The sequence below is a fragment of the Sanguibacter keddieii DSM 10542 genome (genome assembly GCF_000024925.1).
GTDB classification, from domain to species: Bacteria; Actinomycetota; Actinomycetes; order Actinomycetales; family Cellulomonadaceae; genus Sanguibacter; species Sanguibacter keddieii.
In genome coordinates this window covers 2,262,205-2,275,778 of sequence record NC_013521.1, presented here as the reverse complement: position 1 = coordinate 2,275,778, position 13,574 = coordinate 2,262,205, and the positions used below count along the sequence as shown (strand labels likewise).

Sequence of the window (13,574 nt, the reverse complement as noted above, 5' to 3'; positions counted from 1 at the left end):
ACGCGGTGTACACGGTGCAGTGCGCGGGTGTCCTCAGCGGGTGGTCGTGTCCTCGCTGCGTCCGGTGGCCTGCGCAGTCACACGTCCGGCGACCAGGACCCCGAGGAGCCCCAGCGCAGCGGTGACGGCGAAGACCGTGCCGAAGGCCCCCGAGGTCGTCCCCAGCCGTGCGACCACCGCACCGCCGACACCGGCCACGACCGCCGTCGCGAGCGTCTGGGCCAGCTGGAGGCTCGCGCTGATGCTCCCCGCCGAGGTGTTCGCGGTCTCGGCCATCGTCGCCGAGGTCGACGCGTTGAAGGCGACACCCATCCCGACCCCGGCGACCGTCCACCCGACGACAGCCCACCCGGCCCACACGTCGGGGAGGACGACGCCCGCACCCATGACGAGCTCGCCGACCAGCAGCGCCGAGAACCCGAGGCGCACCGACCGTGCCCGCGTGCCGGGCCGGGCGGCGTCGACCCTGGCCTGCACGAAGGACCCGGCCGTCCAGGCGAGGGCCCCGGCGGCGAGCCCCAGCCCGGCGGTCGTGACGTCCAGGCCGTGCACGCTCGTCAGGCCCAGCGGGAGGAACGCCTCGGACCCGAAGTAGACGCCGCACAGCAGGAAGCGGACCACCACGCCCGACGGCGCACCGCGTCGCAGACGCAGCGTCCCCGCGGGCACGATCCTGCGCAGTGCCACGACCGCGACGACCAGACCGGCCGCGACCGTCGTGACCAGCAGCGGCAGGGAGTCGGCCTCGAGGCCGAGCAGCAGCACGCTCGTGGCTGCGGCCAGGACGACCGAGAACCAGACGGGAGCGGAGACGCGGGGCCGTCGCGGCGTGGCCATGGTCCTCGCGCTCGCGGTCTCAGCGGAGCGCTCCCGCGAGACCCGGCGCGCGCCGGGGAGCACGAGCGGCAGCAGGAGCAGGGTGACCGGGGCGATGGCCCAGAACACCACGCGCCAGTCGAGGGCGGTGGTGACGACCCCGGCGAAGACCGGGCCGAGGAGCGAGGGGATGGTCCAGGCCGAGGACAGGAAGGCGAACATGACGGCCTGCAGGTGGCGCGGGTAGGCGACGCCGACGAGGGAGTAGGCGTACGCCATGATCGCGCCGACCCCCAGCCCTTGGAGCGCACGGGCGGCGACGAACACACCCCAGCTCTCGGCCAGGCCGGCGACGAGGCAGCCGACCGCGAAGACGAGGCTCCCGACGAGCACCGTCCGGGCGGGGCCGCGGCGGTCGATGTCGGTGCCGGCGACGACCGTCCCGACGATGTTCGCGAGCATGAGCGCCGAGAGCCCCCAGCCGTACCCGCCGAGCCCTCCGAGGTCGCCGGCGACGGCAGGGAGGATGGTCGCGACGCCGAGGGACTCGAAGGCGACCGCGCCGACGCTCAGCAGGATGCCGAGCGTGAAGCCTCGGAGCCTGGGGGAGAAGACGCTGGCGCCACCGACGGGCGAGGGGACGCCGGGTGGGGAGCCTGGCAGGGCCTGGTCGGTGGTGGGGGGAAGGTCAGGCATGAGGGCTCCTCGCTTAATGTTCCGCACCGGAACGGAATGAATCTAGGCTAGGCTCAGGCCATGACGCAACCGGCTCCCGCCGCCCCGATCTCGTCGCCACGCCAGCCGCCGCAGGGTCGACCGAGAGACGCCTCGATCGACGCCCGCGCGACGGAGGCGGTGCTCGAGCTGCTCGGACGCATGCCGTACAGCGCGCTGACCCTGGAGGCCGTCGCGTCGGCCGCAGGCACCAGCAAGCCGGCGCTGCGGCGCCGGTGGAAGACGCTGCCGGGGGTCGTCGTCCACACCCTCATCTCCGTGCTGGGCACCACTCCGACACCGGACACCGGGTGCGTGCACTGCGACCTCGTCGTCGGCATCTCGAACCTCGCCGACACCTTCGCGGGCTCTGCCGTGACGAGCGCGCTGCCCGGGCTCGTCTCGGACCTCGCCGGAGACCCCGAGCTCAAGGAGCGGTTCCTGCGGGACTACTTCGAGGCCCGTCGCCAGACCACGCGGACCGTCCTCGAGCACGCGGTCGCCCGCGGTGAGGTCGACGCCGCGATCGACATGGAGCTCACCCTCGACCTCCTCGCCGCGCCGCTGTACTACCGCGCCTTCTTCACCCACCAGCCCATCGACGCCGGCCTCGCCGAGCGCACCGTCCTCAGCGTGCTGCAGGGCATCGGCACCGACACCTGGCGGCAGCACCACGTGGCCGGAGGGCCTGCTGGTGGTACCGAGGGGTGAGTGTCCCGTCTAGCTGTTCGTGAGCGTGAGAGCCAGCGGACCGTGCTCGCCGACGGCGACCACGACGGTCGTGCCGAGAACAGCGCCGCGCACCGTCACCCCGTCGTGCGAGGCGACGAGCGTCCGCGCAGTTCGCCCGTCGACGACCAGACCGTTCTCCTCGTCGAGGCGCAGGGGTGACTCCCGGGCGTCCCTGAGTGTGGCGGCGACGGCTTCGCGGTCCGTCGTGGAGAACAAGGAGCGCTCCAGGATCGCGCCGACCAGAGCGTCAGACACCCGCTCGGCCAGGTCCGCGTCTGCGTCTGAGCGCGCCGCGCAGGTGATGGTGGTGATCTCGGCGCCGGCATCCGTGCACCAGGTGCGGTGACTCCCCGCAGGGGACGCCCCGCCGTCCGTCGCGGTCGTGTCCTCGACCAGCGTCATCGGTCTCCCGCCGGTCTCGACACCCGACACGAGCCTGCCTTCTCCGACGTCCGTGCGCATCGCCCCTGCTCCCCTCGACGGTGCTGACCAGGGTAGCGCTCCGAGCAGGAGCGGGCGTCTCACCCGGAGGCAGGCCGCTCGCCGCTGAGAGCGGCGAGCGCCGCACGGTTGGTCGGGTAGATGGTCTCGTCGTCCACGAGGTCGAGCGCGCGCATCCGGGCGACGATCTCACGGCGGGGCCGGCTGTAGGACAGGGTGACCGACTGCGTGGCGAGCCACGACCGCACCGAGGCGAAGGCCTCGGCGCCGGTGAGGTCGACGTCGGTCACGGCCTCCAGGTCGACCACCACGTGCCGCACGTCGGGGGTGTCCGTCACCGCCCGCCGCACGGCGTCCGAGAACACGACGCCGTTGGCGAAGAACAGGGGAGCGGCCATCCGGACCACGACCACCCCGGGAGCGGTCGCTGTGCCGACCGGTGCGGGGTCGAGCAGCGACGACCCTGCCTCGCCGTCGGCGGCCAGCACGTCGATCGCCGGCGCCGCGGCGCGCCGGGCGAGGTTGACCAGCGAGAGCACGAAGGCGATGAGGATGCCGGGGATCGCCCCGACCAGCAGCGTCGAGAGGAAGCACACGGCGCCGACGGCCAGCTCGAACCGGTCCTGCCCCCACATGCCCCGGAGCTCACGCACCCCCAGCAGCGGCAGGACGGCGACTCCCACGACCGCGCCGATCGCGGGCGACGGGATGTGCTCGAGCAGCGCAGTCCCGAACAGCAGCAGCAGGAGCGTGCCGACCGCGGCGACGAGGGCGGGCAGCTGGGTGCGCGACCCCGCCTGGTCCATCGCGGCCGTCCGCGAGGTCGACGACCCGACCGAGAAGCCTCCGGTCAGGCCCGAGGCGGCGTTCGCCGCGCCGAAGGCCAGCAGGTCTCGGTCCGGGCTGGTGGTGTACCCACGCTTCTCGCCGTAGCTGCGGGCGACCAGCAGCCCCTCGGCGACGGTGACCATCGTCAGCGCGATCGCGGAGGGCACGAGCGCGAGCCACTCGCCCCACGACAGCGCCGGCCAGACGAGGCGCGGTGGTCCGGCCTCGACCGGGCCGAGCACCGCGACGCCCCGCTGCTCCAGGCCCGTGGCCACGACCACGACCGTGGCCACCACGAGCACGACGAGCGCCCACGGCACCGCGCTGGCGACCCGCCGGCCGCCCACGAGCACGACCACCGCCACCGCGGCGATGAGAACCGACCACCCGTCGAGCGTCGGCAGCCCCGTGACGAGGTCGACCACCTTGGAGACGAACTCACCGCCCGAGTCGATCGGCACCCCGAGCATCTTGGCGACCTGGCTGACCAGGATGTCCAGCGCGAGCCCGCCCACGAAGCCGACCAGGATGGGCTTCGACAGGAAGGCTGCGAGGAACCCGAGCCGCAGCACGGACGCGAGGGCGAACAGCACCCCGCAGAGCACGGCCTGCGCGAAGGCCATCGTCAGGTAGTCCTCGCTCCCCGCGACGGCCAACCCGCCGATCGACGACGCCACCAGCGCCGCCGCCGCGGCGTCCGGAGACGCGACGAGCTGCCGCGAGCTCACGAGCAGCGCGTACACGACTGCCGGCACGACCAGGGCGTACAGACCGGCCGTCGGCGGCAGCCCGGCGATCTGCGCGTACCCGATGTTGAGCGGCACGGCGATCGCGAGGAGCGTGACACCGGCGACCGACTCTCGCGCGGCGTTCTGGCGGGTGAGGCCCGCGAGAGGTCGTGGCATCCGGTGTCGTCCCTCCTGATGACGGCGCGGTCGTCGGTGCCGTCACCAGGAGGGACGGGGCGAGGTCGGAGACCGTCCGGCCGCTCCGTCAGTCTTCGGCAGCAGCCCGACCGTGGCATCACCCGCAGAGGATGAGAGCCCGGACGGCGTGTGTGCTCGAGTGACTCCTCAGTGGCTGTGCAGCTCCACCGACGGGCCGGGACGGTGCCCCACGGGCAGGCGGGTCAGGTCCAGGTCCATGAACACGTCGGCACGTGCGTACGGCGACGGCTGGCGCTCGTCGACGGGGACGTGCCGGAACCCGACGGACTCGTAGAGCCGCACCGCGGCGACCAGCGCCGTGTTGCTCTCCAGGACGAGCCTGTCGAAGCCCATGGAGCGGGCGCGGTCGATCGCGGCCGTGATGAGTGCCCGGCCGACCCCCGCACCGCGGTGGTCGGGGTCGACGGTCATCTTCGCGAGCTCGGCGACGCCGGGGGCGTGGGGGAGCAGCGCGACGCACCCGATGCACCGCTCGCCCTCACGGGCGACGAGCACGGCACCCCCGGCGGCGACGACCGCGGTCTCGGGGTCGGTCATCACGGCGAGGTCGGAGTCCTCGAGGGCGAAGTGCTGGGTGATCCACCGGGCGTTGAGGTCGTAGAAGGCGCGCGCATCGGCGGCGCCGTCCATCGGTGCGATGGTGACAGTGGTCAAGGTCATGACGTCAGTCTGCGCCGCCACATGAGTGCACGTCCAAGACTAGATCCGGAGGATCGATAAGATCCATGCATGGATCTTGAGCCGCGCGCCCTACGCTCCTTCCTCGCTGTCGCGGACGTCCTGCACTTCGGACGTGCCGCCGAGACGATGCGGGTCGCCCAACCAGCCCTGTCCCAGCAGATCCGCAGGCTCGAGCGCGACCTCGGCGTCGAGCTGTTCGTCAGGACGTCGCGCAGCGTGGCCCTCACGCCAGCGGGCCGGGTACTGCGCGACCGCGCCCGGGCCCTGCTGGCCCAAGGCGAGAAGGACGCCGAAGAGGTGGTCCGGGTCGCCCGGGGCGAGCAAGGGCGGCTCGACGTCGGCTTCGTCAGCTCGGCGCTGCCGCTCGGCCCCGTCCGGCTCGTCCAGCAGTTCCGCGACGAGCACCCGCTCGTGCAGGTGCACCTCACCGAGGGTTGGACGGCCCACCTCCTCGAGCGCCTCCTCCGGGGGGACCTCGACCTCGCGATCGTCCGGGACCCCGACCCGATGGACGGCGTACGGCTCACGCCCTTCCACTCCGAGCGGTACGTCGCCGCGGTCCCGTCTGGGCACCGGCTCGCCGGCAGGTCCAGCGTCCGCGGCCCCGAGCTCGCCGGCGATCCCTTCGTGTTCTTCCCGCCCGGCGCCGGCGCTCTCGCGACCGCACGCAACCTCGCCCCGGTCGTCGCGGGCGGCGTCGTCCCCGAGGTGGTGCAGGAGGCGTCGAGCTGGACCACGCTGCTGCACCTCGTCGCCGCAGGGATCGGGGTGACCGTCGCCCCGGTGAGCGCGCTGCTCGGCGCCCCGGACGAGGTCGTCACGCTCGAGCTCGAGGGAGACCACGAGCCCAGCACCCTCGCCTGGGCGTCTCGCGCCGACGACACGAGACCGGTGCTGAGGCGATTCATGGACGCCGTCTGAGCCGGTCTGCTGGACGCGTGGTGACGGGGGCTCATCGCACGGGTCTCGCCCTCGTATGCCTCGGCGACCGCGACCCCACGACGGCGACGAGGAGCGCGACGGCAGCCAACCCGGCCGCCACCCAGAAGAGCCTCGCCGGGCCGGCGCTGTCATAGACCTGGCCACCGCCGAGAGCGCCCACGGCGATGCTCGCGTTGAAGACGGCGACCCAGAGCGCGGAGACCCTCTCTCGGTCGGCGGCAGACCGTGCGACCCAGGACTGGGTGCTCACGGACACGCCGCCGTAGAGCAGCCCCCAGACCGCGACGAGCGCGCCGGCGACCAGCGGTGACGACACCACCGTCCCGACGGTGAGCAGCGTGATCGCGATCCCGGAGCTGAGGACCAAGACCACAGTCTGGGGGGCTCTCACCGCGGCCCGCCCCACGACGAAGGTGCCCACCACCCCCAGCCCCCCGTAGACCAGCAGCATCGTGGCGACGAGCGAGGTGTCCACCCCGGCGAGGACCTCGAGCGCGGGACGGACATAGGTGTAGGCGGAGAAGTGGGCCGCGACGAGCAGCGCGGTGATCGTGAGCCCGGTCCGGACGCCCGGGGAGCGCAGGACGGCCCGGACACCAGCCGACGCCGACTGCTCTCCCGGGGGTATCGAGGGGAGCGCCACGACCATCGAAGCAGCGACCAGTGCGCCCGCCGCAGCCAGGGCCCAGAACGACGCCCGCCAGCCTGCTACGCCACCGATGAAAGTCCCGAGCGGTACCCCAAGCACCGACGCGACGGCGATCCCGCTGAAGATGAGCGTCGTCGCCGACGCCACCGCGAGTGGGCTCACCAGTACCGGCGCCAGGCTCGCCGCGAGTGCCCAGACCCCGCCCATGCTCACCCCCAGCAGGACACGGGCGCCGGCCAGGACCGCGAAGGTCGGTGCGAGGGCGGTGACCGCGTTGGACAGGGCCACGAGCGCCATGAGGGCGACGAGCACCTTCTTCCGGTCGGTCCGCCCGGCCACCGCGGGCACCAGCGGGGCGGTGGCTGCTGCCACCAGTCCGGTGATGGTCAGCGAGAGGCCCACGGTGCCCTCGCTGACCTGCAAGGTGGAGCCCATGGGCGTGAGGAGCCCGACGGGCATCATCTCGGCGGCCACGACGACGAAGGTCGCGACAGCGACGAGCCCGACGGCAGCCCAACGGTCCTCTGCGCCGGGCGGCGGATCCTCCGAGGAGCCGGCAAGGGGGCAGGGCTGTGATGGTCGTCCGGTCTGCATGGGTCCAGCAGACCCCAGCGCAGGCGCCGCATCTAGGGGCGATCACTCATACACTGATGAGCCCACCTCATCGATCGCGCACGACGGACGCGACGGAGGCCGGGGCAGAGGTCGGGGCAGAGGCAGGAGTGGCGTTGGCAGAGCTTCCAGCTCAGGAGATCGAGTGCTTCTTGGTCCTCGCCGAGGAGCTCCACTTCGGACGGACCGGAGAGCGCCTGTTCATCTCCCAGAGCCGTGTCAGCCAGCTCGTCAGCGCCTTCGAGCGACGCATCGGCGCCTCCCTCGTCGCACGCACCAGCCGACGGGTCGAGCTCACCGCCTTCGGCGCGGAGCTCGCCGCCTCGCTGGGCCCCGCTCACCACGCTCTCGTGTCGATCCTCGACGACGCCAGGGTGCGCGCCCGCAGCACACCCGTGCCGCTGCGGGTGGGTTTCCAGGGGGCGGTCTACCCCGCGCTGGCAGCAGCACTGAACCAGTTCACCCGAGACTGCCCCCAGCACGTGGTGACCACCCGAGAGCTGCCGCTGGGCGACCCGTTCACCGAGGTGCTCGCCGGCCGGCTCGACGCGGCGATCGTGCTGCTCCCCGTCGACGAGCCCGGGCTCGTCACCGGGGTGGTCTTCTCCGAGCAGCCGCCGGTGCTCGTCGTCCCGGCGGAACACCCGTTCGCGGCGCTGGGGGAGGTCTCGGCCGAGCGCCTCGCAGAGATCACCACGGTCCCCGTCACCGGGCCCGCGCCCCGGTACTGGCTGGACGTGCACGCCCCTCCGGCCACCCCTGACGGACGCAGGCTCTCGGTGCGCGGAGGCGCTGAGACCATCCAAGAAGGGCTCTCCCAGGTGGCCTCGGCGCAGGTGGGGATGATCCTGTGCGCCGCGACGGCGGAGTCCCACCGACGCCCCGACGTGGCGTCCGTGCCGATCGTCGGGATGCCGAGCTCCGCGCTGGCCCTCGTGTGGCGCGCTGACCGGGAGACCGCCCAGCTGCGCCGGCTCGCCCGCACCATCGGTGCGTGTGTGCTGCCCGGTGACGCCGAGCGGGGCCCGGTGACGTGATCACGGTGCGCGCGGTGTCGAGATGATCTGCCCCGGGTGGGATTCGATCGGTGCCGAGCTCAGTTCACCGGCTCTGACGACGTGGGGTCTAGGGCCGCACGGCGGCTCCGTCAGGTGGCGACTGCGAAAAGAGGCGTCAGCTGCCGTTGAGGCCGAGGCTGATGATGCGGTCATCGTCGGGGTGTGGTTCGCCGCGGCCGTCTGTGTTGCTGGTGGCGAACCACAGCTCGCCGTCCGGGGTGCTGGGAGCGTCGTCGTCCGTCGGTGTCGGCGCCGATGTGGAGGGCCTTTGGGTCGCTGCCGGTGAGGTCGACGACGGGGGTGTGTCGGTGGGGGAGCTGCAGGGGGTTAGCACGACGAGTGTCAGCGCACCTGTGATGAGGGTGAGTGGGGAGGCGTTCATGTGCTGGGGTCTCCTCTTCTGTTCTCAGGTCGGTGAAGAGCGTGGTGGTCGACGTTGTCGCGGGGGGACTGAGCGTCTTCATGGCACGACGCTGATGGTGACGTCTCCACCTTCCAGGGCCGACAGCTCTTCTTCTGAGGCGTCGTAGGTCCCGATGTGGACTGTCTGGTCGGAGTACCCGATCCCGGAGGCGTCGTAGTAGAGACCGAGGTTCCCCCAGGGCGTGAAGTAGATGAGGTCTCCGTCTTCGGGGTCTGACCCTGGGGACCCTGAGGTGTCGAGCTGGCGGTCGAGGTAGGCGATCTTCTCGCGGCCGGCGAACTCCTCGACCGTCGTGGTCACCGGCAAGATCGACAGCAGGTCGCGGACCGTGGGGTTGTCTTCGCCGATGGTGACGTCGATCGACGTCTGGCCCGAGGAGAACCGGACCACGGCCCCCACCACCCCCTCATCAGGCGCGGCCGTCGGCGCCGGTGCGGGCTCTGGGGCCGACGGTGAGGGCTGCGTCGACGGCACTGGTGACGTGCTCGGCGCGGCAGCGCCCGACGGCGCGTCGGGGGCGTCGGCGTCGCCGCACCCAGCCAGGACGAGCAGGGCCGTGAGCGTGGCGCTGAGGATCAGTGGTGTGCGCATCAGGTTCGTCTCCTGCGACCGGGCTCAGGCGTCGATGTCTCGGGTGAAGTGCCGGAAAGTGGTGCGCTCGGTGTGCATCGTCCAGAGGAGCTGCGCGATGGCGGTAGGGGATGAGTGCTGCGATGCAGGGGCAATCGCCCCAGGGATGATCAGCTGGCTGACGTGGATGCTGGCGTCAGCAAGGACCGAGTGGAGCATCTGGGCGTAGGCGCTCTCTCCGGCGAAGGCGATGGAGGTACCGGCGAAACCGGGCTTCGGGCGCACAGCCGTCCCACCGTTGACGAACAGGATCGTCCCGGTCCCCGCGGTACGCATGCCCGGCAGCACCTGGGTGACTGCGGCGAGAGGGCCCAGGACCGAGAACTCCAGTGCCCCGCGCAGATCTTCGACAGTCGTCTCCAAGACAGGGTGCATGAAGTCCTCGTGCGGGACGGGGCTGTACTGGAGCACCTCGACGGCGCCGAGCTGGTGGGCTGCGCGCTCGAGCGCTGAGGTCAGCGCGGTGGGTCTACGTACGTCGGCGGCGAACCCAGCAGCGGTGATGCCTTCGGAGGTGAGCTCGGCGGCGAGAGCCTCGGCGCGCTCTTGGCTGCGAGAGATCAGAGCGACGGCGTAGCCCTCGTGCCCGAACCGGCGGGCTGCCGCGGCACCTAGGCCGGGACCGGCTCCGATGATGGCGATGGTGTTCATGGGCGTCACCTTTCAGTGGTCGTGCTGTGGGTCGGGAAGGTCAACGACGTCGAGCTGGGTAGATCGAGCTGCGGAAGGCTACGACGACGATCAGGGCAGCCACGCCTGAGGCGGTCATCGTCAGCGGGAGGATCAGTCCATCGGCGTTGGTGAGCAGCAGGGCGCCCAGGACGCCGGCGCCGAAGATCGCGAGGTTGAACGCCACGGGCAGGAAGGAGTTCGCGACGTCGGCGTTCTCGCCGCTGACGGCGGTCAGCGGGCGCTGCATCTGCGGTGAGGCACCGCCGAAGCCCATGCCCCACAAGACGGCACCGGCGTAGATCGCGACCGGCCACCGGTGCCCGACGCACAGGATGAGCCCGCCGCTGGCGAAGGCGATGAGGCTGAGGACGACCAGGGCGCGGGGTGCCTTGTCGATGAAGGTCGCGGTCATGGCGATGCCTCCGATGGAGGCGATGCCGAAGACGACGAGCAGGAGCTCGATGCTCACCCCGGACCGGGCGGCTTCGAGGTAGGGGGTGATGTAGGTGTATGTGGTGCTGTTGCCCAGCATCCAGGCGAAGATCACCATGAGGATCGCGGCGACCCCTGGGATCTTGAGGACCCGTGTCAGCGGCAGGCGGCCCATAGCACCCTGACCGGGGGCGTCTGGCAGCAAGAGTGCTGCGAGGGCCAGGACGGCCAGGGTGATGATCGTCAGGCCACCGAAGGACCAGCGCCAGTCGAAGGTGGTGCCCAGCCATGTCCCCAGCGGGGTGCCGAAGGCGATACCCACGGGAGCGCCGGTGGCGACGATCGAGAGTGCTCGTCCTGTCAGGCTCGGCGGGGTGATCCGCACGGCGTAGCCGGCGAACATTCCCCACAGCATCCCCGAGAGCCCGCCGGCGATGAAGCGGGAGACGAGCGAGAGGGCGATGTCGGAGGAGATCGCTGTGATCGTGTTGGCGACCACGAAGAGGACGGTCCCGGCCAGGAACAAGGGCTTGCGGCGCCGGCTGCGGGTGAGGGTGATCGCCGGGATGGTGATGAGCACGGTGCCCAGGGCGTAGGCGCTCACGAGTTGTCCGGCGAGCCCGACGGAGGTGTCCATGCCGCCGGCGATCTGGGGCAAGATCCCCGCTGGCATGGTCTCGGTCGAGATGAGTACGAACCCGAGCAGCGCGAAGACCGACAGGGCCGCGATCGGCAGACGAGTAGCTGGTGGGGTGGTGCTCACCGTGGTGCTGGGGCTCACGAGGGTGTTCCGTTCGAGGTGTTGAGCGTGCAGGGTGCATGACGGCGAAGCTGTTCACGGGACAGCACACCTGATCGGGGAGCACCTAGGAATGCTCTGCTGGAGGGTGTACCAGCAGTACGTCGTCCGGCGGGTCGGCGCCGAGTAGCGTGACCGGCATGAGCAGCTCGAACGAGGCCCGCGACTTCCTCGTCTCTCGTCGATCACGGGTGCGGCCTGAGCAGGTGGGACTGACCGCCGGCCCCAACAGACGAGTTGCGGGGTTGCGCCGCGGGGAGGTCGCCGAGCTGGCGAACATCAGCATCGAGTACTACTCCAAGCTCGAGCGCGGCAACCTCAGCGGAGTCTCCGATTCGGTGCTTCGCTCCGTGGCTCGCGCCCTTCAGCTCGACGACGCGGAGACCTCGCACTTGTTTGACCTCGCTCGAGCCCTGTCCACCTCACCCACCCGGCGTGCACGCGCTGACCCGCGCACGTCCGAGATCCGGGCCGGGCTCCAGCAGACCCTCGATGCGATCACCGACGGTCCGGCGATCGTGCGCAACGGCCGCATGGACCTGCTGGCCGCCAACGCCCTCGGACGCGCGCTGTACTCCGACGTCTACCTGGACCCGCGTCGGCCGGCGAACTTCTCCAGGTTCACGTTTCTCGACCGGGAGCGGTCCGAGCGCTTCTACCCCGACTGGGGCGCTGCCGCCGACGTCGCCGTGGCGATCATGCGCCTGGAAGCAGGACGTGACCCCCATGACCGTGACCTCCAAGACCTCGTCGGCGAGCTCTCCACCTGCAGCGCAGACTTCCGTGAGCGGTGGGCTCGTCACAACGTGCGCCTGCACGCTGCAGGAGTGAAGCCGTTCCACCATGCGGTAGTCGGTGACCTCGACCTGACCTACGAGGCCTTCGACCTGGCCGCGGACCTCGGCCTCAACCTCACCATCTACTCCGCACCCGGCGGGTCGCCCACGGCAGACGGCCTGCGGCTCTTGGCCAGCTGGGCCGCCACGAACGAGTCGGAGGAGAGCTCCTCCACTCACCACGCCGAGCATTCCTAGGGCTCAGCTGCCGACGTGATCCCTGGCGCAGGGCCCCACCCGGAGCTGGGCCCTGCGCCGGGGGCGTGGGGTCAGGGGCGGATGAGCACCTTGATCGCCTCACGCGAGTCCATCAGCCGGTAGGCCTCGGTGATCTCCGCGAGAGGAAGCTCCCGGTCGAAGACACGGCCGGGGTTGATCGTCCCGTCGAGCAGCTGAGGCAGGATCTGCTCGAGGTAGGCCCGGACAGGGGCGGGACCGCCGGTCAGGGTCGCGTTCTTCCCGAACAGCGAGCCGAAGCCCACGGGGGCGTCTTCGTACTGGGGGAGCCCGACCCGGCTGATCGTGCCGCCCGGGCGCACGATGCGGTAGGCCTGATCGTAGGCGGGCATGTGCCCGACTGCTTCGAGCACGGCGTGGGTGCCGAGCCCACCGGTGATCTCCATGACCTTCGCCACGCCCTTGTCGCCGCGCTCGGCGACGACGTGCGTCGCACCGAACTCGCGGCCGAGGTCGGTGCGAGCGGTGTGGCGACCCATGAGGATGATGGTCTCTGCGCCCAGCTGCTTGGCGGCCAGGACGGCCGAGAGGCCCACAGCCCCGTCGCCGATCACGGTGACGGTCGTGCCGGTGGTGACGCCTCCGCGGACGGCTGCGTGGTAGCCGGTCAGGTAGACGTCGGAGAGGGTGAGCAGGCTCGGCATCAGCGACTCGTCGGTCCCGGCGGGGACGACCACTGCCGTCCCGTCGGCGTAGGGCACGATCATCTTCTCGGCCTGGGCCCCGCTGAAGAAGCCACCGTGGACGCAGGAGGTGTTGATGCCCTCCTGGCAGAACGCGCACGTGCCGTCAGACCACGCGAAAGGCACGATCACGGTGTCGCCGACGGCGAGCGTACGGACGTCCGCCCCGATCTCTTCCACGACTCCGATGGACTCGTGTCCCATGCTCTGGCCCTCGGGGGTGTCTTCGAGGCCGTGGTACGGGTGCAGGTCGGAGCCGCACACGCACGCGTAGGTGACGCGGATCAGGGCGTCGGTGGAGTTCCGGATGACGGGGTCGGGAACTTCGGCGACGCGGACGTCTCCCGCGCCGAACATCAGTGCTGCCTTCATGGTCTTCCTTCTGGTTGTGCTCGCGGTGCGCGCTGTGGGGTGCCCTGTGTGAGGAGTGGGACGAGGTGA

Annotated in this window: 13 protein-coding genes; 4 read left to right on the top strand and 9 right to left on the bottom strand. The window is 71.2% G+C overall.

The genetic code is table 11. The features are described 5' to 3' along the window. Nucleotides 1–33 precede the first annotated feature (33 nt). Nucleotides 34–1,512: an MFS transporter gene (locus tag SKED_RS10010; protein ID WP_012867033.1), complete on the bottom strand. Its 1,479-nt coding sequence runs from the start codon at nucleotides 1,510–1,512 to the stop codon at nucleotides 34–36. 60 nt (nucleotides 1,513–1,572) lie between these two features. Between SKED_RS10010 and SKED_RS10005 the strand changes: the two genes are divergently transcribed. After that, entirely contained in the window at nucleotides 1,573–2,241 is a 669-nt protein-coding gene (locus SKED_RS10005; RefSeq protein WP_012867032.1) for a TetR-like C-terminal domain-containing protein, read from the top strand. A 9-nt stretch (nucleotides 2,242–2,250) separates the two neighbouring features. Here the strand turns inward: SKED_RS10005 and SKED_RS10000 are convergent, their stop codons facing one another. The 3 genes from SKED_RS10000 to SKED_RS09990 all read right to left on the bottom strand — a co-directional run bounded on the left by SKED_RS10000 (nucleotide 2,251) and on the right by SKED_RS09990 (nucleotide 5,138). Further along, entirely contained in the window at nucleotides 2,251–2,664 is a 414-nt protein-coding gene (locus tag SKED_RS10000) for a hypothetical protein (protein ID WP_217167860.1), read from the bottom strand. 119 nt (nucleotides 2,665–2,783) lie between these two features. Beyond that, nucleotides 2,784–4,436, bottom strand: coding sequence for a SulP family inorganic anion transporter (locus SKED_RS09995; protein ID WP_012867030.1), 1,653 nt, complete (start codon nucleotides 4,434–4,436; stop codon nucleotides 2,784–2,786). Nucleotides 4,437–4,604: 168 nt separating this feature from the next. After that, a complete protein-coding gene (locus SKED_RS09990) occupies nucleotides 4,605–5,138 on the bottom strand; it encodes a GNAT family N-acetyltransferase (RefSeq protein WP_042439009.1) in 534 nt (177 codons plus the stop codon). Nucleotides 5,139–5,207: 69 nt separating this feature from the next. On the opposite strand from SKED_RS09990, the gene SKED_RS09985 reads away from it, so the two are divergent. Beyond that, the gene (locus tag SKED_RS09985; RefSeq protein WP_012867028.1) at nucleotides 5,208–6,080 is read left to right on the top strand and encodes a LysR family transcriptional regulator; all 873 of its coding nucleotides are present in this window, start codon (nucleotides 5,208–5,210) and stop codon (nucleotides 6,078–6,080) included. Between the two features lie 31 nt (nucleotides 6,081–6,111). Here SKED_RS09985 and SKED_RS09980 read toward each other — a convergent pair whose 3' ends face one another. Then, the gene (locus SKED_RS09980) at nucleotides 6,112–7,344 is read right to left on the bottom strand and encodes an MFS transporter (protein ID WP_012867027.1); all 1,233 of its coding nucleotides are present in this window, start codon (nucleotides 7,342–7,344) and stop codon (nucleotides 6,112–6,114) included. A 128-nt stretch (nucleotides 7,345–7,472) separates the two neighbouring features. On the opposite strand from SKED_RS09980, the gene SKED_RS09975 reads away from it, so the two are divergent. Continuing rightward, a complete protein-coding gene (locus SKED_RS09975) occupies nucleotides 7,473–8,399 on the top strand; it encodes a LysR family transcriptional regulator (RefSeq protein WP_012867026.1) in 927 nt (308 codons plus the stop codon). Nucleotides 8,400–8,880: 481 nt separating this feature from the next. On the opposite strand, the gene SKED_RS09970 is transcribed toward SKED_RS09975, so the two are convergent. Genes SKED_RS09970 through SKED_RS09960 form a run of 3 tightly spaced genes read right to left on the bottom strand, consistent with a single transcriptional unit; the run spans nucleotide 8,881 to nucleotide 11,359 of the window. Then, nucleotides 8,881–9,435 carry a cyclophilin-like fold protein gene (locus tag SKED_RS09970; protein ID WP_012867025.1) on the bottom strand — a complete coding sequence of 185 codons (555 nt, stop codon included), beginning with the start codon at nucleotides 9,433–9,435 and terminating at the stop codon, nucleotides 8,881–8,883. A 24-nt stretch (nucleotides 9,436–9,459) separates the two neighbouring features. Then, nucleotides 9,460–10,125 carry an SDR family NAD(P)-dependent oxidoreductase gene (locus SKED_RS09965; protein ID WP_012867024.1) on the bottom strand — a complete coding sequence of 222 codons (666 nt, stop codon included), beginning with the start codon at nucleotides 10,123–10,125 and terminating at the stop codon, nucleotides 9,460–9,462. Between the two features lie 40 nt (nucleotides 10,126–10,165). Next, nucleotides 10,166–11,359 (bottom strand): MFS transporter, encoded by a 1,194-nt coding sequence (locus SKED_RS09960; protein ID WP_012867023.1) that lies wholly within the window; start codon nucleotides 11,357–11,359, stop codon nucleotides 10,166–10,168. Nucleotides 11,360–11,517: 158 nt separating this feature from the next. Between SKED_RS09960 and SKED_RS09955 the strand changes: the two genes are divergently transcribed. Then, nucleotides 11,518–12,411: a helix-turn-helix transcriptional regulator gene (locus SKED_RS09955; RefSeq protein WP_012867022.1), complete on the top strand. Its 894-nt coding sequence runs from the start codon at nucleotides 11,518–11,520 to the stop codon at nucleotides 12,409–12,411. 71 nt (nucleotides 12,412–12,482) lie between these two features. On the opposite strand, the gene SKED_RS09950 is transcribed toward SKED_RS09955, so the two are convergent. After that, nucleotides 12,483–13,505, bottom strand: a complete 1,023-nt coding sequence (locus tag SKED_RS09950) for a zinc-binding dehydrogenase (RefSeq protein WP_012867021.1) — start codon at nucleotides 13,503–13,505, stop codon at nucleotides 12,483–12,485. Between the last annotated feature and the right edge of the window lie 69 nt (nucleotides 13,506–13,574).